At 67.5% G+C, this 18,893-nt stretch carries 27 protein-coding genes; 6 read left to right on the forward strand and 21 right to left on the reverse strand.

Annotated features, from left to right (window positions below; translation table 11 throughout):
• Positions 1–3: 3 nt before the first annotated feature.
• Genes AX767_RS08815 through AX767_RS08830 form a run of 4 tightly spaced genes read left to right on the forward strand, consistent with a single transcriptional unit; the run spans position 4 to position 2,970 of the window.
• On the forward strand, positions 4–744 hold the full coding sequence (locus AX767_RS08815) for a cobalt ABC transporter substrate-binding protein (RefSeq protein ID WP_068630502.1): 741 nt from the start codon (positions 4–6) through the stop codon (positions 742–744).
• Positions 741–1,040, forward strand: a complete 300-nt coding sequence (locus AX767_RS08820) for a DUF3649 domain-containing protein (RefSeq protein ID WP_068630505.1) — start codon at positions 741–743, stop codon at positions 1,038–1,040. Before AX767_RS08815 ends, AX767_RS08820 begins: the two co-directional genes overlap by 4 nt.
• The gene (locus AX767_RS08825; RefSeq protein WP_068630507.1) at positions 1,037–2,686 is read left to right on the forward strand and encodes a PepSY-associated TM helix domain-containing protein; all 1,650 of its coding nucleotides are present in this window, start codon (positions 1,037–1,039) and stop codon (positions 2,684–2,686) included. The genes AX767_RS08820 and AX767_RS08825 overlap by 4 nt, the downstream gene beginning before the upstream one ends.
• Positions 2,683–2,970, forward strand: coding sequence for a DUF3325 domain-containing protein (locus tag AX767_RS08830; protein WP_068630509.1), 288 nt, complete (start codon positions 2,683–2,685; stop codon positions 2,968–2,970). The genes AX767_RS08825 and AX767_RS08830 overlap by 4 nt, the downstream gene beginning before the upstream one ends.
• On the opposite strand, the gene AX767_RS08835 is transcribed toward AX767_RS08830, so the two are convergent.
• The 14 genes from AX767_RS08835 to AX767_RS08900 all read right to left on the reverse strand — a co-directional run bounded on the left by AX767_RS08835 (position 2,967) and on the right by AX767_RS08900 (position 14,567).
• Positions 2,967–3,602, reverse strand: coding sequence for a glutathione S-transferase family protein (locus AX767_RS08835; protein WP_068630510.1), 636 nt, complete (start codon positions 3,600–3,602; stop codon positions 2,967–2,969). The genes AX767_RS08830 and AX767_RS08835 overlap by 4 nt on opposite strands.
• The gene (yghU, locus tag AX767_RS08840; RefSeq protein ID WP_068633502.1) at positions 3,599–4,480 is read right to left on the reverse strand and encodes a glutathione-dependent disulfide-bond oxidoreductase; all 882 of its coding nucleotides are present in this window, start codon (positions 4,478–4,480) and stop codon (positions 3,599–3,601) included. The genes AX767_RS08835 and yghU overlap by 4 nt, the downstream gene beginning before the upstream one ends.
• A 14-nt stretch (positions 4,481–4,494) precedes the next feature.
• Positions 4,495–4,776 carry a DUF6719 family protein gene (locus tag AX767_RS08845; RefSeq protein ID WP_156481001.1) on the reverse strand — a complete coding sequence of 94 codons (282 nt, stop codon included), beginning with the start codon at positions 4,774–4,776 and terminating at the stop codon, positions 4,495–4,497.
• Positions 4,773–6,617, reverse strand: a complete 1,845-nt coding sequence (locus tag AX767_RS08850; protein WP_068630514.1) for a nitric oxide reductase activation protein NorD — start codon at positions 6,615–6,617, stop codon at positions 4,773–4,775. Before AX767_RS08850 ends, AX767_RS08845 begins: the two co-directional genes overlap by 4 nt.
• Complete coding sequence (locus tag AX767_RS08855) at positions 6,614–7,405, reverse strand: CbbQ/NirQ/NorQ/GpvN family protein (protein WP_068630517.1); 792 nt, start codon at positions 7,403–7,405, stop codon at positions 6,614–6,616. Before AX767_RS08855 ends, AX767_RS08850 begins: the two co-directional genes overlap by 4 nt.
• 7 nt (positions 7,406–7,412) lie before the next feature.
• Positions 7,413–8,456 (reverse strand): NADP-dependent oxidoreductase, encoded by a 1,044-nt coding sequence (locus AX767_RS08860; protein ID WP_068630519.1) that lies wholly within the window; start codon positions 8,454–8,456, stop codon positions 7,413–7,415.
• A gap of 109 nt (positions 8,457–8,565) precedes the next feature.
• Complete coding sequence (locus AX767_RS08865) at positions 8,566–8,805, reverse strand: hypothetical protein (protein ID WP_068630521.1); 240 nt, start codon at positions 8,803–8,805, stop codon at positions 8,566–8,568.
• Positions 8,806–8,889: 84 nt separating this feature from the next.
• Complete coding sequence (locus AX767_RS08870) at positions 8,890–10,182, reverse strand: HAMP domain-containing sensor histidine kinase (RefSeq protein WP_082754927.1); 1,293 nt, start codon at positions 10,180–10,182, stop codon at positions 8,890–8,892.
• On the reverse strand, positions 10,179–10,871 hold the full coding sequence (locus AX767_RS08875; RefSeq protein ID WP_068630523.1) for a response regulator transcription factor: 693 nt from the start codon (positions 10,869–10,871) through the stop codon (positions 10,179–10,181). Before AX767_RS08875 ends, AX767_RS08870 begins: the two co-directional genes overlap by 4 nt.
• 28 nt (positions 10,872–10,899) lie before the next feature.
• On the reverse strand, positions 10,900–11,370 hold the full coding sequence (locus tag AX767_RS08880; RefSeq protein ID WP_068630524.1) for a Spy/CpxP family protein refolding chaperone: 471 nt from the start codon (positions 11,368–11,370) through the stop codon (positions 10,900–10,902).
• Positions 11,371–11,459: 89 nt separating this feature from the next.
• A complete protein-coding gene (gene ptsP / locus AX767_RS08885) occupies positions 11,460–13,262 on the reverse strand; it encodes a phosphoenolpyruvate--protein phosphotransferase (protein WP_068630525.1) in 1,803 nt (600 codons plus the stop codon).
• Positions 13,259–13,528: an HPr family phosphocarrier protein gene (locus AX767_RS08890; RefSeq protein ID WP_068630528.1), complete on the reverse strand. Its 270-nt coding sequence runs from the start codon at positions 13,526–13,528 to the stop codon at positions 13,259–13,261. Before AX767_RS08890 ends, ptsP begins: the two co-directional genes overlap by 4 nt.
• Positions 13,497–13,952 carry a PTS sugar transporter subunit IIA gene (locus tag AX767_RS08895; protein WP_068630529.1) on the reverse strand — a complete coding sequence of 152 codons (456 nt, stop codon included), beginning with the start codon at positions 13,950–13,952 and terminating at the stop codon, positions 13,497–13,499. The genes AX767_RS08890 and AX767_RS08895 overlap by 32 nt, the downstream gene beginning before the upstream one ends.
• A gap of 84 nt (positions 13,953–14,036) precedes the next feature.
• The gene (locus AX767_RS08900; RefSeq protein WP_068630531.1) at positions 14,037–14,567 is read right to left on the reverse strand and encodes a hypothetical protein; all 531 of its coding nucleotides are present in this window, start codon (positions 14,565–14,567) and stop codon (positions 14,037–14,039) included.
• An 80-nt stretch (positions 14,568–14,647) separates the two neighbouring features.
• Here AX767_RS08900 and AX767_RS08905 point away from each other — a divergent pair, with 80 nt between their 5' ends.
• Positions 14,648–15,145, forward strand: a complete 498-nt coding sequence (locus tag AX767_RS08905) for a TlpA disulfide reductase family protein (RefSeq protein ID WP_068630533.1) — start codon at positions 14,648–14,650, stop codon at positions 15,143–15,145.
• Between the two features lie 17 nt (positions 15,146–15,162).
• Positions 15,163–15,747 (forward strand): GNAT family N-acetyltransferase, encoded by a 585-nt coding sequence (locus AX767_RS08910; RefSeq protein WP_068630535.1) that lies wholly within the window; start codon positions 15,163–15,165, stop codon positions 15,745–15,747.
• On the opposite strand, the gene AX767_RS08915 is transcribed toward AX767_RS08910, so the two are convergent.
• The 7 genes from AX767_RS08915 to rpsS all read right to left on the reverse strand — a co-directional run bounded on the left by AX767_RS08915 (position 15,748) and on the right by rpsS (position 18,882).
• Entirely contained in the window at positions 15,748–16,254 is a 507-nt protein-coding gene (locus AX767_RS08915) for a peroxiredoxin (RefSeq protein ID WP_068630537.1), read from the reverse strand.
• 82 nt (positions 16,255–16,336) lie between these two features.
• Positions 16,337–16,606, reverse strand: coding sequence for a 30S ribosomal protein S17 (gene rpsQ, locus AX767_RS08920; protein WP_068630539.1), 270 nt, complete (start codon positions 16,604–16,606; stop codon positions 16,337–16,339).
• 9 nt (positions 16,607–16,615) lie between these two features.
• Positions 16,616–16,825, reverse strand: a complete 210-nt coding sequence (rpmC, locus tag AX767_RS08925) for a 50S ribosomal protein L29 (protein WP_068633507.1) — start codon at positions 16,823–16,825, stop codon at positions 16,616–16,618.
• A gap of 56 nt (positions 16,826–16,881) precedes the next feature.
• Entirely contained in the window at positions 16,882–17,298 is a 417-nt protein-coding gene (gene rplP, locus AX767_RS08930; protein ID WP_068630541.1) for a 50S ribosomal protein L16, read from the reverse strand.
• A 26-nt stretch (positions 17,299–17,324) separates the two neighbouring features.
• Complete coding sequence (gene rpsC / locus AX767_RS08935; protein WP_068630543.1) at positions 17,325–18,248, reverse strand: 30S ribosomal protein S3; 924 nt, start codon at positions 18,246–18,248, stop codon at positions 17,325–17,327.
• Positions 18,249–18,261: 13 nt separating this feature from the next.
• The gene (rplV, locus tag AX767_RS08940) at positions 18,262–18,594 is read right to left on the reverse strand and encodes a 50S ribosomal protein L22 (RefSeq protein WP_007838134.1); all 333 of its coding nucleotides are present in this window, start codon (positions 18,592–18,594) and stop codon (positions 18,262–18,264) included.
• Positions 18,595–18,603: 9 nt separating this feature from the next.
• Positions 18,604–18,882 carry a 30S ribosomal protein S19 gene (gene rpsS, locus AX767_RS08945; RefSeq protein WP_007838132.1) on the reverse strand — a complete coding sequence of 93 codons (279 nt, stop codon included), beginning with the start codon at positions 18,880–18,882 and terminating at the stop codon, positions 18,604–18,606.
• Positions 18,883–18,893: the final 11 nt, after the last annotated feature.

Consider the following 18,893-nt stretch of genomic DNA (forward strand, 5'->3'; position numbering starts at 1 on the left):
GACATGACCCGTACTTTTTCCCTCGCTTCCTCTGCCATTGCCCTGATGACGTTCGTGGGCGCTGCCCAGGCGCATCAGATCTGGATCGAACAACAAGCCGGCCAGAAGACCGCCATCGTCCGCTTCGGCGAATTCGGCGAGAACCTGCGCGAAACCTCGCCCGGCCTGCTCGACAAATTCGGCAAGCCGACCGCCACGCTGGTGTCCGCCAAGGGCGACCGGAAGGTGGACGCCGAGAAGACGGCCACCGGCTTTGCACTGCCGTTCGGTGCCGGGCGCAACGACACCATCGTGGCCGAAGACGCCGGCTATCCGCTCTACACATGGAAGCAGGGCGACAAGGAAACCCTCAATCGCTACTACCCGGCGGCGCGCCTCGTCACCGGCTTCGCCGCCGTCGCGCCGAAGCTCGTGCTCGACCTCGTGCCCACGGGCACCGAAGGCGAGTTCAAGCTGGTCTTCAAGGACCAGCCCAAGCCCAAGACCAAGGTGACGCTCGTCACGCAGTCGGGTTGGGTGAAAGAAGGCCACACCGACGACCAGGGTCGGGTCAAGTTCGACATGCCCTGGAAAGGAACTTACGTGGCAGAAGCCAGCTTGACCGACGCCACCGCGGGCGAGCGCCAGGGCGCCACGGGCACCGAGAAATTCGAAGGCGTCAGCTACGTGACCACGCTGACCTACGTGAAGCCGTCCGGCGTGGCACCGATCGCCGCCGGGCCTGCCGCCAAGCCCCACAAGTGAGCCCGGTGCTGACGCGAATCCGCAGCGTCGGTCCGCTGGTCTCGCGCATTGCCGCCGCGCTCTTCGGCGGCTACGCGCTGGCCGCGCTCACGAGCGTCGCCACCCTCGCCCTTCCCATGAGCAAGCCGCAAGGCGTGCTGACCGGCATGTTGCTGAGCTTCATCGTCTACGCGGGCGCGGTGATCTGGGTCTTCGCAGTGCGCAACGCACGCCGTGCCTGGGCCGGCCTGCTCGTGGCGGCATTGCCGCTGCTGCTGGCCGCCGGCTCGGTGTGGTCCACGGGCACCCCCCCATGACGACCGATGTGATCGAGCGCGACGCCGGTCCCGAGGCCAGGGTGCCGGGCCTGCGCCAGACCATGTCCGACCTGCACATCTGGGTCGGCCTGCTGTTGGGCTGGGTGCTCTACGCGATGTTCCTCACCGGCACGGTGAGCTACTTCAAGGACGAACTTTCCCAGTGGCTGCGCCCCGAGCTTGCGCACCAGTTGCAGGTGCCCGATCCCGCGATCGTGGCGCAGCGCGTCGCGAACGAATTCGCCGTCATCGCGCCGGGCAGTCCGCAGTGGAGCGTGCGCTTGCCGGACGCCCGCAACAACAGCGCCTATTCGTTCTGGCGCACGGCGCCCGGCCCGTCCGGAAAGCCCGGCCAACGCGGCTTCGACGAAGGCAACTTCGACCCCGCTACCGGCAAAAAAGTCGCTGCGCGCGACACGCTGGGCGGCGACTTCTTCTATCGCTTTCACTTCCAGTTCCACTACATGCCGGTGATCTGGGGACGCTGGCTGGCGGGCCTGGCCGGGATGTTCATGCTGGTGGCGATCGTGAGCGGCGTCATCACGCACAAGAAGATCTTCATCGACTTCTTCACCTTCCGCGAGGGCAAGGGGCAGCGCTCGTGGCTCGACGCGCACAACGCGCTGTCGGTGTTCGGGCTGCCCTTTCACCTGATGATCACGTACACCGGACTGGTCACGCTGATGGCGCTCTACGTGCCGTGGGGCCAGCAGGCGGCGATCAAGACGCCCGCCGAACGGCAAGCCCTGTCGGCGCAGCTCAGCGCTTTCATCCAGCCCGGCAAGGCCAGCGGACAGGCGGCGCCACTGGCCCCGGTCGATGCCATGGTGCGGCAGGCGCAAGCGCTCTGGGGGCCGCACGACATCAGCCGCGTCACCGTCACCCACGCCGGCGATGCCGCCTCGCGCGTGGCCGTCGCGCGGGGCGATGGCGCGCGTGTGTCGATGAGTCCGCAGTACATGCTGTTCGAAGGCAGCACCGGCAAGCTGCTCGAAACCCATGACCGCGTCGGCGGCGCGGCAGAAACGCGCGGCGTGCTGTACGCGCTGCACCTGGGCCGGTTCAGCGACCTGTCGCTGCGCTGGCTCTACTTCATCGTGAGTCTGGCCGGCACCGCCATGGTCGGCACCGGGCTCGTGATGTGGACCGTCAAGCGCCGCGCCAAGCTGCCCGACCCGGACAAGCCGTACGTCGGTTTCTGGCTGGTGGAGCGGCTCAACATCGCGTCGATCGCCGGGCTGTCGATCGCCATGGCGTCATTCCTGTGGGCCAACCGCCTGCTGCCGGACGCCCTGGCCAAGCGCGGCGAGTGGGAGATCCATGTGTTCTTCATCGTCTGGGCCCTCGCGTTGCTGCATGCCTTCTTGCGCCCGGCCAAGCGGGCGTGGACCGAGCAACTCTGGTTCGGTGCGATCGTGCTCGCGCTGCTGCCGGTCGCCAACGCCGTCACGACGGATCGGCCGCTGTGGCGCAGCCTTCGCGAAGGCGACTGGGTCTTTGCCGGCGTCGACCTCATGCTGTGGGCGCTGGCGGCACTGCATGCCGTCCTGGCGCTGCGCACAAGCCGCCACCGTGCGCGCGCCGTGCCGCCCGGTCGGCGGGCCAGGGCCACGCGGACCGACGCACAACCCGGCGAGACCGCATGACCCACCTGCTCACCTTCGTTCTGTGCCTGTCGGGATTCATGGCGCTGGCGCTCGCCACGGAGCGCCAGCAGGAAATCCTTTTCGCGCGCGTTCTCGAAGCGCCGGCGGCGCGCGGGTGGCGCGTCTTCGGCTGGAGCGCGCTGACCGTGGCGTTGATCGTCGCCGTGCACCACTGGGGCTGGGCGTTCGGCCTGGTGGTCTACAGCGGCCACACCAGTGTGTGCGCCGGGCTGACCTATCTCGCGCTCGTGAGGCTCGGCCACAACGCGGCCAGCCGGCGTTAGAGCGACATCGAAGGCCGCAGCGCCATGGCCTCGCGCCAGCGCATCAGGTGCGGGTGCTGCTCGCCGGGCTTGACCTTCACGACGCGCGCGAAGTCGGCCGCAACGACTGCGGTGATGTCGACGACGCTGAAGCGGTCCGTCGCGATGAATTCGCGATCGGCCAGGCGGGCGTTCAGCGTGACGAAGAACTGCTGCACCCGGGCCAGTCCGCGCTGCGCCAGCTCGGGGATCTGCGCGTAGTCCACCGGGCCCGTGAGCGCGCGGTTGGCGAGCGACGGCGCGCTGTTGCGCATCGCCTCGGCGATGGCGGCCAGCCCTTCGAATTCGGTGCGCCAGTTCCAGCTCGCGATCTCGGCTTTTTCGGCGGGCGTGATGCCCAGCAAGGGCGGCTCGGGGAAGCGGGCTTCGACCCAGGCGGTGATCGCGGCGTTGTCGGCCAGCAGGATGCCGTCGGCGGCGTCGCGCAGCGCCGGCACGGTGCATTGCGGATTCACTTGTCGATACGCGTCGCCGAGCTGCTCGTTGCTGCGCAGGTCGATGTTCACCGTGTCGTGCGCGACGCCTTTTTCGGCCAGCAGGATGCGCGCTCGGCGCGGGCTCGGCGCGGTGGCGCAGTCGTAGAGCGTGATCATCCGGCGGCCTTCGGATCGAGCTTGTCCTGCGTCTGGCTGTCGAAGTCGGCGGCGGCGTGGCGCTCGTGCAGCTGGCTGGCCGGCTGGCCCCACGTGCGGTTGACCATGCGGCCGCGCTGCACGGCGGGCCGCTTCGCGATCTCGTCGGTCCAGCGCAGCACGTTCTTGTACTCCTGCACCTGCAGAAACTCGCCGGCCTCGTAGAGCTGGCTCTTGACCAGCGTGCCGTACCAGGGCCAGACCGCCATGTCGGCGATGCTGTAGTCGTCGCCCGCGAGGTAGCGGCTTTCGGCGAGCCGCCGGTCGAGCACGTCAAGCTGGCGTTTGACCTCCATCGCATAGCGGTCGATCGCGTATTCGATCTTCAACGGCGCGTAGGCATAGAAGTGGCCGAAGCCACCGCCGAGAAACGGTGCACTGCCCATCTGCCAGAACAGCCACGACAGGCATTCGGCGCGGTCGGCACCCGTCGGCAGGAAGGCGCTGCCGAACTTCTCGGCCAGGTAGATCAGCATCGCGCCGGACTCGAAAACGCGCACCGGTGTCGGCCCGCTGCGGTCGAGCAGCGCCGGGATCTTGGAGTTCGGATTGACCGCGACGAAGCCGCTGCCGAACTGCTCGCCCTCGTTGATCTTGATAAGCCAGGCGTCGTACTCCGCCCCGCTGTGGCCGAGGTGGAGCAACTCCTCGAGCATGACCGTGACCTTGACGCCGTTGGGCGTCGCCAGCGAATACAGCTGGAACGGGTGGCGACCCACCGGCAGGTCTTTGTCGTGCGTCGGTCCTGCGATGGGCCGGTTGATGTTCGCAAAGCGGCCGCCGCCGCCCTTGTTCCAGGTCCAGACGGTGGGTGGTGTGTAGGGGGTTGTCTCGTTCATGATCTTGTCGGCCTTCAACGGGTTTCGGGTCTTTTCACGCATTCCACCTGTCGTGGCGCACCGGTCATCTGGTTGCCGCCCACGATCCGCTTGACTTCGCCGGCGGGACATTTGCCGTCGTCGACAAAGATCACATCGCCACGGCGAACGGTGCCGTTCGCGGGCACCTCCTTCAGGATCTCGACCGGCGTGGTGCAGGCCGTGACGCTGACCAGCACACAGGCCAGCGCCGAAATTTTTCTTGTTGCCATGGACCATCCTTCGGAAAAAAGAGCGGCGAACGTACCGCGGTTCATCGTGTGGTGAGCGCCCGATACACCTTGCCGAGTTGTTCCGGCAAGGCCGTGACATCGTCGATCACCAGGTAGCGATCTTCGCGGGACATCGTACGCAAATAGTCGTGGCCTGCGGGATCGATCGCGATGCAGAAAGTCGCGATGCCGGCCTGCTCGGCTTCGCGCAGTGCACGCGCGGTGTCCTGGATGCCGTAGCCGGGATCTCGCGGGTCAGGGCCGTAGTCGGCGTCTTGCGGATAGCCGTCGGACACCACGATCAGCACGCGCGTCTGCGCCGGTTCGCGCGCGAGCCGGCGCACCGCATGGCGGATGGCGGCGCCAGTGCGGGTGGCGCCCATCGGCTGCATCGCCGACAGGGCCGCCGCGGTGCGCGGCGACCACGCATCGCCGAACGCCTTCGCGATCAGGAAGTCGACCCGGTGCCGGCCCTCGCCCGAGAAGCCGTACACCGCATGGCGATCGCCGAGCGTGTGCAGCGCGTCGCACATCAGGGCCATCGCGTCCTTCGCCACATCGATCACGCGCCGGCGTGGCGGCTCGGGCACGGCGGCCGGTGCGACGCGCGGTGCGTAGAGGTAGTAGTCGTCTTCGTCGGGCACTGCGGCCGGAACCGAGCCGGCCGGCGGTGGAACCAGAAAGCCGGTCGAGCCGCTCATGTCGACCAGGAAAGCGGCGCACACATCGCGCCGCGGCCGCTGCTGCGCGGTGAACACGCGGCCATCGCTCTGCTGGCCGGCACGGCGTTCCACGGCCTCTGCGATCACGCGATCGATGTCGATGTCTTCGCCGTCGTAGGCGCGGTAGAGGCGCTCGCGCGAGGCGGGGCGGATGGCGGCGAACTGGCGCCGCACGCGGGCGGCGAGCGCTGCATGGCGCTCGCGCACGTCGCCCTGGAATGCGAGGTCGGCACCGCGCAGGCGGCGTTCGACCACGCGACACCAGTCCGGCAGGTAGCGGTGTTCGACGCTGTTCCACTCGTCGTAGAAATAGCCGTGCCCCGAGAGTGGCTCGGGTTGTCGCGCGACCGGCGCGGCCGGCCTCGACGCGATGTCGCGCGCCCGCGCGGCGCCGTCGATGGAGAACGCGAGCGCGGCGTTCCAGCCGCCGTCGGCAGCGCCTTCCGCGGCGTCCATCGCGGGTTGCATGTCGGCGTTGCCGCGTCCGCCCGGCAAGCCGTCGTCCGGGTCTTCACCGGGCGGCACGGCCATCTCGCCGGGCCGCACATCGCGCTGCGTGCGACGGCCCGGCGCTTCGAGGCACGCGCAGATCGCGTGGGCGGCGCGCACGCTGTCGCTCGCATCCGCCGCTGCGTGGCGGACCTGGGCCGCGATGGCGAGCACGCGACCGCGCGTCGGGTCCGCGCCCGGCGCTGCAGGCGCGACGCCGAGCGTGAAGCGGACGAGCGCGTCGACGATGCCGTGCATCGGGCGCGTGGCTGACGGCGGTGCGCCGCGACGCGTCAACGCGAGCGCCTGCGCGCGTTGCAGGTCAACGCGAGCGCCCGGATAGCGGCGCGCCAACGCGCTGTCGATGCGCAGGTCTTCCAGCCGCATGAACACGCGACGCAGCAAGCGGCGGCGCGGCCAACCGTTGAAGCCCGGCACGGGTGCGGTCGCGCGGTCGAGCTGGCGCAGCACGGCGAGCCGATAGGCGCCGCGGTTCTCGCGCTCACTGGCGAAGTCCGCGATCACCGGCGGCAGGCGGATCGACGCGTCGTCGTGTGCCGGTCCGTCGTCGCGTTGCAAGGCCCGCCCCTCGCCGTGCAGCGCCTGGGCAAACAACGCCAGCGCGCGGTGCACCGTGTCGAACCGAACCGCAGGAGGCCCGGCGTCGAGGTTCATGGCAGCAGCACGTCGACGATGTCGGCCACCGCCTGTTGCACTTCGCTGTCGTCGCTGATCGCGCGGGTGATCGCGATGTCGCACGCCCGGCGCGGCGCGATGCCGCCGGCCACCAGCTGGCCGGTGTAGACCAGCAGCCGCGTGCTGACGCCGCCGTCCAGCCCCTGCTCGTGCAGCGCGCGCACCTTCTGGCCGATGGTCGCGAGCTGCAGTGCGAAGGCGCTGCCGACGCCGCTCTCGTGCGCGACGATGGTGGCCTCCACCTCGACCGACGGGTAGCCGAATTCCAGGCTCACGAAGCGTTGTCGGGTCGATGGCTTCAGGTCTTTCAGGCTGCTCTGGTAGCCCGGGTTGTACGAGACGACCAGCAGGAAGTCCGGATGCGCCTCGATCGATTCGCCGGTCTTCTCGATCGGCAGCACGCGGCGGTGATCGGTCAGCGGATGGATGACGACGGTCGTGTCCTTGCGCGCTTCGACCACCTCGTCGAGGTAGCAGATGGCACCGCTGCGCACCGCGCGCGTCAGCGGGCCGTCCATCCAGACCGTGCTGTCGGCCGACAGCAGATAACGCCCGACCAGATCGGTCGCGGTGAGGTCTTCGTGGCAGGCCACGGTGATGAGCGGCACCCGCGCGAGCCGCCACGCCATGTGTTCGATGAAGCGCGTCTTGCCGCAGCCGGTCGGGCCCTTCAGCAACACCGGCAGGCGCGCGCGGTACGCGGCCTCGAACACCTGCACCTCGTCGCCGACCGGCAGGTACCAGGGAGCGACGGCCGGTGCGGTCATGCGCTGCTCAGTCGGCCGAGACTTCCATGACGAGCTTGCCGAAGTTCTCGCCCTTGAAAAGCTTGTTGAGCGACTCGGGGAACGTGTCGAGGCCCTTCACCGTGTCTTCCTTGCTCTTCATGCGGCCGTCCTTCAGGTAGCCCGAGAGTTCCGCGATCGCGATGGGGTAGCGGTCGGCGTAGTCGAACACCACGATGCCTTCCATGCGCGCGCGGTTCACGAGCAGGCTCAGGTAGTTGCGCGGGCCGGCGCCGGGCATGCTGTTGGCGTTGTTGTACTGGCTGATCGCGCCGCAGATGATGATGCGGGCCTTGCGCGCGATCTTGGCGAGCACGTGGTCGAGGATCTCGCCGCCCACGTTGTCGAAGTAGATGTCGACGCCCTTCGGGCAGTGCTCCTTCAGGCCGGCCCGCACGGCACCGTCGCCGGCCTTGTAGTCGATGCAGGCGTCGAAGCCGAGCTCTTCGACCACCCACTTGCACTTGGCCTCGCCGCCCGCGATGCCGACCACGCGGCACCCTTTGAGCTTGGCCAGCTGGCCGACCGTCTGGCCGACGGCACCGGCCGCGCCCGAGACGACCACCGTCTCGCCCGGCTTCGGCTGGCCCACGTCCATGAGGCCGAAGTAGCCGGTCATGCCCGGCATGCCGAGCACGTTGAGCCACTGGCCGATGCTGCCGACCGAAAGGTCGATCTTCACCAGGCCGTTGCGCTTGAGCTCTTCCTGCGCAATCAACATGTATTCCTGCACGTTGAGCGTGCCGTACACCGTGTCGCCGACCGCGAAGGCCGGGTTCTTCGACGCGATCACGCGGCCGACGCCGCCAGCCCGCATCACCTCGCCGATGGCCACCGGCGGGATGTAGCTGCGTGCGTCGTTCAGCCAGCCGCGCATCGCGGGGTCGAGCGAGAGCGACAGCACCTTCACCAGCACGCCGCCTTCGGCCGGATCGCCGACCGGCTCGGTCGTGAAGTTCCAGTGCTCGCGCGTGGCCGTGGTTTCGGGGCGCTGGGCCAGGCGGACCTGGTGGTTGGTGAGGGCGGCGGTCATGTTGTGTCTCCTGCGGGGGGGTCGCCGACGGTGTCGGTGATCGAGGCGGATGCTATCCGCGCTCGCCGCCGTTCGACGTAGCGCGCGCGACAGCGGCTCGACGCCGTTTTTACGACCGCTTGCGTTCCAGTCGAATCGCACCCTGGCGTTCCAGCCGCCGCAGCATCTGGGCCAGCGTCGAATAGGGAATGTCGAAACCCTGCCGCAAAAGCGCCGTCACGGCGGCGCTCGGCGTTCGGCTCTCGGCAGGCAGCGCCGCGACCGCGTTCAGCACGGCCAGCTCACGCGCATGCGTCGCAGGCTTCGGCGAAACAGCGATCGCACTTCGTCTTTTGCTCGGAAGGGTCATGGCGGCGCAATGTGCATGGTGCACCTGAACCCGGGGTGAACACGGGGCGGCAGATCGCAACCTCGCGCCTGCATCCGACACACCTCAGGCCAGCATCACCGTGATCGCCAAGCCGGGCTGCGCATTGCGCACGCTCAACGTGCCGCCGTGCGCTTCGGCCACCCGCCGGCACAGGTACATGCCCAGGCCGACGCCACCGGTCGCGCGCTGGCGGGCGCTGTCGGTCCGGTAGAAGGGTTCGGTCAGGTGCTCGAGTTGCGCCGCATCGACCCCGGAGCCGAAATCGCGCACCTCGATGCGCACGGCGTTGCCTTCGGCGACGAGGCTCAGCAGCGGCGGTTGCGCTGCGCCAGCGCTGTAACGCAGCGCGTTGTCGAGCAGGTTGCGCACCAGGAGCCGCACGCGGGCGCGGTCGAGCGAGCGCGGTGGCAGATCTTCCGTCAGCATCAACGTCACTGTCTCGCCGGCCGGCAGTTCGGCGATCACGTCGCGCACCAGTGCCGCCAGGTCGACGGGCTCGCGTTGCAGCGCGGCGTGCGGGCTTGCAAGGCGTTCGCTCTCCAGCAAGTCGCTGATGAGGTCGCGCATCTCGTTCAGGTCGCGCAACAGCGCAGCGCGCTCGGTCTGGTGGTCGGACGTGGCCGGCAGCAGTTCCGCGTTGAGCCGCGCGCGGGTCAGCGGCGATCGCAGCTCGTGGCTGAGCGCGAGCAGCAGGCCGCGCTTGGCATCGAGCATGCCTTCGAGGTCGTGCGCCATGGTGTTGATGCGGTGCGCGAGGTCGCCGAGTTCGTCGCGGCGGCGCAGCGGGATCGGCGTGTCGAACGCGCCGCGCCCGAAGCGCTCGGCACCGGCGCGGATGTCGTCGAGCGGGCGCAGCAGCTTGCGCACGTAGGCGTAGGCGGCCACGGTGAGCAGGAGCAACAAGCCGAGCGTGAGCCAGCCGATGCCGCCCGGATCGCGCTGCCACGGCAGCGTGCCCAGGCCGAAGGTGATGCGGTGGCCGTCGGCGGTGGTGCGGCTCAGCCAGTCGCCGCGCCGGTCGTCCATCCAGCGGCGGTGCGTGCGGTTCGGGTGCGAGTCCCAGTTCACGCCCGGCCCGCTGATGCGCACCGCCAGCGGCAGACGCGCCACCAGCGCCTGCGCCCGGGCCACGTCGGGTGGATTGCCGATCTCGGCGACGAGGCGGTCGACGTAGTCGGCGACGATCGGCCGGGCGGCATCGCGCCAGCCGCTCGAGAGCGCACGCTGCACGCCGGCAATGAACACCGCCGCCATCGCGAGGGCGAGCAGCACGAACACGGTGATGAGCCGCGCGCGCAACGAGTGCCGCCAACGGTGCCGCCAGCGCCTGCGTGCAACCGGGTCCGCGTGTCTCATTCGGCGGCCTTGCCGACGGCGAGCGCATAGCCTGAGTTGCGCAGCGTCTTGATGCAGTCGAGCGGCTCCAGCTTCTTGCGCAGCCGGCTCACGACGATGTCGACGGCGCGGGTGTAGAGCTCGGCCTCGTGGCCGCGCAGCCGGTTCAGGATGTCGTCGCGACTGAACATGCGGCCCGGCTCGCTCGCCAACAGCGCGAGCAGTTCGAACTCGGTGCCGGTGAGCTCGACGACCTCGCCCGCGCGCAGCACGGCGCGCTTGGCGAGATCGATCTCGAGGCCCTCGAACACACGACGCTGCGTCGACGCCGCAGCGCTCGCAGGCAGCGTGCGCTGCCGTCGCAGGATGGTCTGAATGCGCGCCACGAGTTCGCGCGGCTCGAACGGCTTGGGCAGGTAGTCGTCGGCACCGAGTTCGAGCCCGACCACACGGTCCATCACATCGCCGCGCGCGGTCAGCATCACGATCGGGATGTCGCTCTCCCGGCGGATCTCGCGGCACAGCGCGAAGCCGTCCATCTCGGGCAGCATCACGTCGAGGATCGCGGCGTCGTAGCGCGTCGCGCGCAGCTTGACCAGGCCCGCACTCGGCCGCGTCGCGCTGTCGAGCACGCAGTCGAAGCGCGCGAAGTAAGTCGCGAGCGGCGCAGCCAGCTGTTCGTCGTCGTCGATCAGGAGGATGCGGTGCATTGGCGGATTGTCGGCCAGCCGCGTGCGATCAACCGCGGTGCCAGCGACGGCCGCGTTCCATGAACTCGCGCACCTTCACCTGCTGTGACGGATTGAGGTTGTCGAAAAAGTCGGCTGCGGCGGCGATGACTTCCGGGCTGCCGTTGCGCAGCACGGCGGTCTTCTCGTCGATCAACTTCGAGGCGCCGGCCTGGTCGAGCCTGGCGCCGGCGAAGAGCGAGGTGAACTGCGAGCGCGTGCCGCCGGCGCCGCCTGCATCGCGCATCGCGGTGCGTTGCGCTTGCAGCTTCTCGGCGAGCACCGAGAGCCTCTGTTTCTGCGCGGTGTCGAGGTCGAGCTTGCTGCCGACGCGGTCGACGACCTTGGTGCGGAACTCGGCGCGGTCTTGCTCTGTCATGCCGCTCCAGCCGTGCCGCTGGCCTGCGCATCCCGCGATGCTGCCGATGACGAGCGCGCCGCCGAAGAGGCCGAAAAGTGAGCGTTTGATCCAGTGCTTCATGAGACGTCCTTGGTGGGAAAAAGAGGAAGCCCGATGGTGCGACCGGCCGCCTGCGAAGTCCTTTCGCGGCGGTATCGCTGTGTTTCGTTTTATGTCGGCAGGAGAAGCGCTGCCGCCGGATCGTCGGCCTCGAGCACGCGCTGCGCCCAAGGCGCGAGTCGCAAGGTATCGGCGCGCAGCACCTCCTGCTTGACCGCGAGGATCTGGGAGGGGTGCATCGAAAAACTGCGCAGCCCCAGACCGAGCAGCAGCCGCGTGAACTGAACGTCGCCCGCCATTTCGCCGCACACGCTCACGCCCTTGCCCTGGCGCACGCACTCGGCGATGGTGTCGGCCACGAGCCGAAGCACGGCCGGATGCGCCGGGTCGTAGAGGTGGGCCACGGCCTCGTCGGCGCGGTCGATCGCCAACGTGTACTGGATCAGGTCGTTGGTGCCGATCGACAAAAAATCGAAGTGCTTGAGGAACAGGTTGAGCGTGAGCGCCGCCGCCGGAATCTCGATCATCGCGCCGAGCTTCACCGCACCGTAAGGGATGCCTTTGTTGTCGAGCTCGGCGCGTGCGAAGTCGATGAGCGACAGCGTCTGGCGGATCTCGGTGGCGTGCGCCAGCATTGGAATCAGCAGATGGATCTGGCCATGCGTCGCCGCCCGCAAGATGGCGCGCAGCTGGGTGAGGAACATGGCCGGGTCGGCCAGGCTCCAGCGAATGGCGCGCAGGCCGAGCGCGGGGTTCAGGTTTTCCTGCTTGCTGGTCGACTTGCCGTCGAGCGGCTTGTCGGCGCCGATGTCGATGGTGCGGATCGTCACCGGCATGCCCTGCATGCCTTCGACGGCGCGCTTGTACGCCTGGTACTGCTCTTCCTCGTCGGGCAGGCGCGAGAGGCGTTGGGATTCGCGGCCCATGAAGAGGAATTCGCTGCGGAACAGGCCGACACCGACGGCGCCGGCCTTCACCGCATTGAGCGTGTCCTCGGGCATTTCGATGTTGGCGAGCAGGTCGACGCGCTGGCCGTCGAGCGTCACGGCCGGCTTGTGTCGCAGGCGCGCGAGGCGACCGCGTTCGAGGTCGCCCTGGCGCTGCTTGAAACCGTACTCGGCCAGGATGATCGGCGACGGATCGACGATCACCACACCGGCGTCGCCGTCGATGATGACCCAGTCGTCCTGGCGCACCAGCTGGCTCGCGGTGCGGGCGCCGACCACGGCCGGGATGTCCATGCTGCGCGCGACGATCGCGGTGTGCGAGGTGCGGCCGCCGACGTCGGTCACGAAGCCGGCGAACACGCTCTTCTTGAACTGAAGCATGTCCGCGGGCGACAGGTCGTGCGCGATGAGCACGAGCGGCGCGTCGAGGGTGTCGCTGACGGTGAGGTCGTCATCGTCCTCCGCCTCGGCCGCGCGCTTGCGGCGCGGCGGCGTCGGCGCGAGCACGGCGGCCGTGCCCTTCATGCGGTGCAGGAGGCGCTCGACGACCTGCTCGAGGTCGGCCTTGCGCTCGCGCAGGTACTCGTCCTCCATCTCGTCGAACTGGCGCGCGATCACTTCGAGCTGCGTCGTCACCGCCCATTCGGCGTTGTAGAGCCGGTCGGTGATCCAGTGGCGCACGCCCTCGGTGAGCGCCTCGTCCTGCAGCAGCATCTGGTGCACTTCGAGCAGCGCCGAGAGCTCGTGCGGCGCGTCCTTCGGGCCCATCAGCGCGACGCTGGCCTGCAGCTTGACGAGCTCTTCGGCCACCGCATTGCGCGCCGTGCGCACGCGATCGATCTCGGCCTCGATCTGCTCGGGCTTGATGAAGTAGTGAGCCACGTCGATGCGGCTCGACACCACCAGCACCGCGCGGCCGATGGCGATGCCACGGGCGACGGGGAGGCCGTGGACGGCGAAGGTCATTCGCCTTCGCCGAACTTGTCGTTCATGAGTGCGACGAGCGCATCCATCGCTTCTTCCTCGCGATCGCCGTTCGTCTCGAGCTCGACCGCGACGCCGATGCCGGCGGCCAGCATCATCACGCCCATGATGCTTTTGGCGTTGATGCGGCGGTCGCCGCGCGACAACCACACCTCGCACGGAAAGCTGCCGGCGAGTTTGGTGAGCTTGGCCGACGCGCGTGCGTGGAGGCCGAGCTTATTGCTGATGGTCACGGATTTCTTGATCACTGTGCTTTCTTCTCGCCTGGTTTTGGGGGGCCGCGACCGCGACCTGCATGACGCCGGCGGTGCCACCCGCGATCGCGCGTTGCACCAGTGCTTCGAGCGGTTCGTGCCGGTAGGTCACGGCGCGCAGCAGCATCGGCAGGTTGACGCCCGCGACCAGACGCGACCGCGCGCCATCGACCAGTTTCTGCGCCACGTTGCACGGCGTGGCGCCGAACACGTCGGCCAGCACCAGCACCTGCGAACGGGGTCCATGCAACTGTTGCGCCAGCGTGATGCGTGCCGCCGCCAACGTTTCTTCGGGCGACACGTTGGGCAGCACGTCGAGCGCGACGACGAACTGTTCGGCGTCGGGGAACACATGCAGCGCGCACTGCCTCAGCGCCTGTGCGAGCGGAGAGTGGGCGATGACGAAGATGCTGTTCATGCGGGGTGCGGGGATGGGGCGTCGATTATGCGGTGACAGTGCCGCGATGAAGACAAACGACTTCATCGGCCGAGGGCCGCAGCGCTATCGCGGCAGCCGCAGCGACTCGAAGAATGTCGTTACGGCGTCGGGCGACGACGGACGCCCGAGCACCGTCGCCTGATACAGCGTGACCGCGCCGCCTGGCTGCTGGCGCGCAAACCACAGCACTTGCATCGGCATTGCGCCCCCGGCTTCCAGGCGCACCGGTGCCGGCGCGGCAGCCGCCCGGGGCAGCGCGCCGGGCGATTCGACCACGTCGACCTCGCCCGCCTGCGCGCGTGTCGCGGCGCGCCAGGCGCGCTGCCACGCTTCGGCTTGCGGCACGTCGCGCGCGCCGGCGTGGGCGATGGCGAAGGTGGCGCCGCCCGCCTCGCAGCCGACCATGTCGACCGTCACCGACTCGGTACCGAGCGGCAGCGCGCGGCTCGCGCGATCGGGTTTACAGGGCATCAGCGCGAGCAGGCCGGTGTCGGCGATCGGCGTGTCTCGCCAGTTGAAGGTCGGACTGCAGGCGGCCAGCAGGAGACCGCAAGTCGCGGCCATCGCGCGGAGGCGGTAGGACAGGAAAGTCATCGGCGCCGAGCTTATCGCGAGCGGTTCGGCGCGGCAGCGACGCCGGAACTAAAATTGCGGCGCTTCATCACTCCGATCACATGAAAAAAATCGTCTATGCCGCCGCGACCGCCATTGCCCTGGCCGTGGGGGCGGGCGTTTATCTCAACACCGGCACGTCGGCTGCGCCGGCCAGCACCTTCGTGCTGCTCGACGGCAGCAAGAAGACCACCGACGACATGAAGGGCAAGGTGACGCTGGTCAACTTCTGGGCCACCAGCTGCGTGACCTGCGTGGCCGAGATGCCGAAAGTGATCGCCACGTACGATAAGTACAGGTCGCAGGGCTACGACACCCTGGCCGTCGCCATGAGCTACGACCCGCCGGCGTACGTCGTCAACTATGCCGAGACACGCAAGCTGCCGTTCAAGGTGGCGATCGACAACACCGGCGCCGTGGCCAAAGCGTGGGGCGACGTGGCGCTGACGCCGACGACGTACATCGTCAACAAGCGCGGCGAGATCGTGAAGCGCTATGTGGGAGAACCGGACTTCGCCGAGCTCCACAAGCTGATCGAGAAACTGCTCGCCGAAGCCTGAATGGCCGGCCGAATCGGGTGAGCCATTCCGTGTCGCGTCCCCTGCCGCTGGCCGACACGCCCACCGTGGTGCTGCTCACGCCCGACGAGCCATCCGAGCTGGACGCCGCACGCGCGATCTTTCGTGACTACGCCGAATCGCTCGCCATCGATCTCGGTTTCCAGAATTTCGAGGAAGAGCTCGCCCGGCTGCCCGGTGAGTACACCGAACCCCGCGGTTCGCTTTTGCTGGCGCTCGTGGACGTGGATGCGTCCCACCCGACGCGCCAGGCACCGACGCTGCCACGCGCCAACGGCATGGCCGCCCACGTGGCCGGATGCTGCGCCTTGCGGCCTCTCGACTCGGCGGATCACGCCAACGCCGCCGAGATGAAGCGTCTGTTCGTTCGCCCCGGCTTTCGCGGGTTGGGGCTTGGGCGGCAGCTGGTCGAAGCGGCGCTGGACGCCGCGCGCAGCGCCGGCTACGCCTGCGTGTTGCTCGACACGCTGAACGACATGGAATCGGCGCGGGCGCTCTACGAGGACCTCGGTTTCACCGAGGTGCCGCCCTACTATCACAACCCGATCGCAGGGGCGAACTACCTCAAGGTCGCGCTGTTCTGATCAGCCTCGCGCCTGGCCCAGGAGCGTGACGGCGTCGCTCACTTCGAACTTTCCGGGCGCTTCGACATTGAGCGTCGCCACCTTGCCATCCTTGACCAGCGCCGAATAGCGGTTACTGCGCACGCCCATGCCGCGGCCTGTCAGGTCGAGCGTGAGCCCGGTGGCTTTGGCGAAATCACCGCTGCCGTCAGCCAACATGCGGACCTTGGTGCCGGTCTTCTGGTCCCGCGCCCACGCGCCCATGACAAAAGCGTCGTTCACGCTGACACACCAGATCTCGTCCACCCCGGCAGCCTTGAAGTCATCGAAGTGCTCGACGTAGCCGGGCACATGCTTGGCCGAGCAGGTCGGCGTGAAGGCGCCTGGCAACGCGAACAGCGCGATGGTCTTGCCGGCCGTGGCCTTGGCCACATCGACCGGATTCGGTCCGATGCTGCAGGCCTCGCCCTCGACTTCGGAATATTCGTGCAGGGTGGTGGAAGGGAGAGCGTCGCCGACCTTGATCATGGTGAGTGTCCTGAAAATGAAAAACGGCCCACATTGTGGGCCGTTTTCCGGATGCGCACCGCGCGCGATCGAACGGTGTCGATCAGAGCGAAATGGCTTTCTCGACCAAACGGGTGACAACCCAGTTCTTGGTCTTCGAAATCGGCCGGCTTTCGGTGATCTCGATGGTGTCACCGAGATGGTATTCACCCTTCTCGTCGTGCGCGTGGTACTTGCTCGTCTTGGCCACGATCTTGCCGTAGAGCTCGTGCTTCACACGACGCTCGACCAGCACGGTCACGGTCTTTTCACGCTTGTCGCTCACGACCTTGCCGATCAAGGTGCGCTTGAGGGATTTTTTAGCTTCCGTCATGTTGGCTCCTTACTTGGCGGCTGGGGTTTCTTGCGACTTCTGCGCAAGAATGGTCTTGGCGCGAGCGATGTCGCGGCGTGTCACGCGCAGCGTCGAGGTGTTCGACAGCTGTTGCGTGGCCTTCTGCATGCGCAGGCCGAAATGGGCCTTCTGCAGATCCTTGATTTCGGTTGCCAGGCCGGCGACGTCTTTTTCGCGCAGCGCTGCAGCCTTCGACACCTTGACCGGCTTGGCCGCGGCGTCCTTCTTTTTACGTGTTGCCATCAGTGTTCTCCTCAGGCGCCGAGCTGGCGAGCGACGAACGTCGTGCGCAGCGGCAGCTTGGCAGCGGCCAGGCGGAAGGCTTCGCGTGCGAGCTCTTCGGGAACACCGACGATTTCGAACACGATCTTGCCGGGCTGGATCTCGGCGACGTAATACTCGGGGTTGCCCTTGCCGTTACCCATCCGCACTTCTGCGGGCTTGTGGGAGATCGGCTTGTCGGGAAACACACGAATCCAGATACGACCACCGCGCTTGACGTGGCGCGAAATCGCGCGGCGCGCGGCTTCGAGCTGGCGTGCCGTGAGGCGACCGCGGTCGGTGCATTTCAGACCGAAGTCACCGAATGCGACCGAGTTGCCCCGAGTCGCGATGCCGGTGTTGCGGCCCTTTTGTTCCTTGCGGAACTTTCTGCGTGCAGGTTGCAGCATGTTGTTTTACTCCGTGATAAGACCGATTACTCGGTCTTGGCACCGTCAGCTGCTGCAGCTGGCGCGGCTTTGCGGACGCGCTTAACGGCGGGTTTCGAGTCTGCACCCGGTGCTGCCGGAGCACCACCAGTAGCTTCTGCGGGCTTGTCGCTGCCGTCGGCCGGTGCGGTGTTGCCACCGATCGGGCCACGGGCAGCCGGACGTGCGGGACCACGACGGTCTGCACCCGGACGGTCGCCACCCGGGCGGCCATCGCGGCGCGGACCGCGCGGACGACGCTCGTCGTCAGGACGCGGCGTTTCGACGGCCGGCAGGTCGTTGCGACCCAGCGTGTCACCCTTGTAGACCCAGACCTTGACGCCGATGACGCCGTAAGTGGTCTTGGCTTCCGAGGTGCCGTAGTCGATGTCGGCGCGCAGGGTGTGAAGCGGCACGCGGCCTTCGCGGTACCACTCGCAACGCGCGATTTCAATACCGTTCAAACGACCCGACGACATGATCTTGATGCCCAGGGCACCCAGACGCATGGCGTTCTGCATCGCACGCTTCATGGCGCGGCGGAACATGATCCGCTTTTCGAGCTGCTGCGTGATGCTGTCGGCGATGAGCTTGGCATCGATTTCGGGCTTGCGCACTTCTTCGATGTTCACTGCGACCGGCACACCCAGCTGCTTGCCGAGTTCGCGCTTGAGGTTCTCGATGTCTTCGCCCTTCTTGCCGATCACGACGCCCGGACGTGCCGAGTAGATCGTGATGCGTGCGTTCTTGGCGGGACGCTCGATCAGCACGCGTGAAACGGATGCGTTCTTGAGCTTCTTCTTCAGGTACTCGCGCACCTTGATGTCTTCCGCCAGCATGCCGGCGAAGTCCTTGTTGCTGGCGTACCAGCGGCTGGACCAATTACGGGTCACCGCGAGGCGGAAACCGGTGGGGTGGATTTTTTGTCCCATAGTCTTCCGGCCTTTAGTTGCCAACCGTCACGTACACATGGCACGTGGGCTTGCTGATGCGGTTACCGCGACCCTTGGCGCGCGCGGTGAAGCGCTTGAGCGTGGCGCCTTGCTCGACGTAGATGGTCTTGACCTTCAGTTCGTCGATGTCGGCACCGTCGTTGTGCTCGGCGTTGGCAATTGCCGACTCGAGCACCTTCTTGATGATCACAGCCGCTTTTTTCTGCGTGAACTGCAGAACGTTGAGCGCTTGATCGACCTTCTTGCCGCGGATCAGGTCAGCGACCAGACGGCCCTTGTCGACCGAGAGGCGAACGCCGCGGAGGACTGCACGTGTTTCAGACATGGTCGTTCCTTACTTCTTCTGGACTTTTTTGTCCGCCGGGTGCCCCTTGAACGTGCGGGTGAGCGCAAATTCGCCGAGCTTGTGGCCGACCATCTGGTCCGTGATGTACACGGGCACGTGCTGCTTGCCGTTGTGAACGGCAATGGTCAGACCGATGAACTCGGGCAGGACCATCGAGCGACGCGACCAGGTCTTGATCGGCTTCTTGTCCTTGGTCGTCACGGCCTTGTCGGCCTTGGCCACGAGGTGGTGGTCGACGAACGGACCTTTTTTGAGTGAGCGAGTCATTTGCTGCTACC

It is taken from the genome of Variovorax sp. PAMC 28711 (assembly GCF_001577265.1).
Taxonomy (GTDB): domain Bacteria; phylum Pseudomonadota; class Gammaproteobacteria; order Burkholderiales; family Burkholderiaceae_C; genus Variovorax.

Excerpts from the sequence above, each read along its gene's own strand:
- AX767_RS08815 (WP_068630502.1), top strand. The coding sequence starts at position 4 with ATGACCCGTACTTTTTCCCTCGCTTCCTCTGCCATTGCCCTGATGACG.
- AX767_RS08825 (WP_068630507.1), top strand. The coding sequence starts at position 1,037 with ATGACGACCGATGTGATCGAGCGCGACGCCGGTCCCGAGGCCAGGGTG.
- AX767_RS08830 (WP_068630509.1), top strand. The coding sequence starts at position 2,683 with ATGACCCACCTGCTCACCTTCGTTCTGTGCCTGTCGGGATTCATGGCG.
- AX767_RS08835 (WP_068630510.1), bottom strand. The coding sequence starts at position 3,602 with ATGATCACGCTCTACGACTGCGCCACCGCGCCGAGCCCGCGCCGAGCG.
- yghU (WP_068633502.1), bottom strand. The coding sequence starts at position 4,480 with ATGAACGAGACAACCCCCTACACACCACCCACCGTCTGGACCTGGAAC.
- AX767_RS08845 (WP_156481001.1), bottom strand. The coding sequence starts at position 4,776 with ATGAACCGCGGTACGTTCGCCGCTCTTTTTTCCGAAGGATGGTCCATG.
- AX767_RS08850 (WP_068630514.1), bottom strand. The coding sequence starts at position 6,617 with ATGAACCTCGACGCCGGGCCTCCTGCGGTTCGGTTCGACACGGTGCAC.
- AX767_RS08855 (WP_068630517.1), bottom strand. The coding sequence starts at position 7,405 with ATGACCGCACCGGCCGTCGCTCCCTGGTACCTGCCGGTCGGCGACGAG.
- AX767_RS08860 (WP_068630519.1), bottom strand. The coding sequence starts at position 8,456 with ATGACCGCCGCCCTCACCAACCACCAGGTCCGCCTGGCCCAGCGCCCC.
- AX767_RS08865 (WP_068630521.1), bottom strand. The coding sequence starts at position 8,805 with ATGACCCTTCCGAGCAAAAGACGAAGTGCGATCGCTGTTTCGCCGAAG.
- AX767_RS08870 (WP_082754927.1), bottom strand. The coding sequence starts at position 10,182 with ATGAGACACGCGGACCCGGTTGCACGCAGGCGCTGGCGGCACCGTTGG.
- AX767_RS08875 (WP_068630523.1), bottom strand. The coding sequence starts at position 10,871 with ATGCACCGCATCCTCCTGATCGACGACGACGAACAGCTGGCTGCGCCG.
- AX767_RS08880 (WP_068630524.1), bottom strand. The coding sequence starts at position 11,370 with ATGAAGCACTGGATCAAACGCTCACTTTTCGGCCTCTTCGGCGGCGCG.
- ptsP (WP_068630525.1), bottom strand. The coding sequence starts at position 13,262 with ATGACCTTCGCCGTCCACGGCCTCCCCGTCGCCCGTGGCATCGCCATC.
- AX767_RS08895 (WP_068630529.1), bottom strand. The coding sequence starts at position 13,952 with ATGAACAGCATCTTCGTCATCGCCCACTCTCCGCTCGCACAGGCGCTG.
- AX767_RS08900 (WP_068630531.1), bottom strand. The coding sequence starts at position 14,567 with ATGACTTTCCTGTCCTACCGCCTCCGCGCGATGGCCGCGACTTGCGGT.
- AX767_RS08905 (WP_068630533.1), top strand. The coding sequence starts at position 14,648 with ATGAAAAAAATCGTCTATGCCGCCGCGACCGCCATTGCCCTGGCCGTG.
- AX767_RS08915 (WP_068630537.1), bottom strand. The coding sequence starts at position 16,254 with ATGATCAAGGTCGGCGACGCTCTCCCTTCCACCACCCTGCACGAATAT.
- rpsQ (WP_068630539.1), bottom strand. The coding sequence starts at position 16,606 with ATGACGGAAGCTAAAAAATCCCTCAAGCGCACCTTGATCGGCAAGGTC.
- rplP (WP_068630541.1), bottom strand. The coding sequence starts at position 17,298 with ATGCTGCAACCTGCACGCAGAAAGTTCCGCAAGGAACAAAAGGGCCGC.
- rpsC (WP_068630543.1), bottom strand. The coding sequence starts at position 18,248 with ATGGGACAAAAAATCCACCCCACCGGTTTCCGCCTCGCGGTGACCCGT.
- rplV (WP_007838134.1), bottom strand. The coding sequence starts at position 18,594 with ATGTCTGAAACACGTGCAGTCCTCCGCGGCGTTCGCCTCTCGGTCGAC.
- rpsS (WP_007838132.1), bottom strand. The coding sequence starts at position 18,882 with ATGACTCGCTCACTCAAAAAAGGTCCGTTCGTCGACCACCACCTCGTG.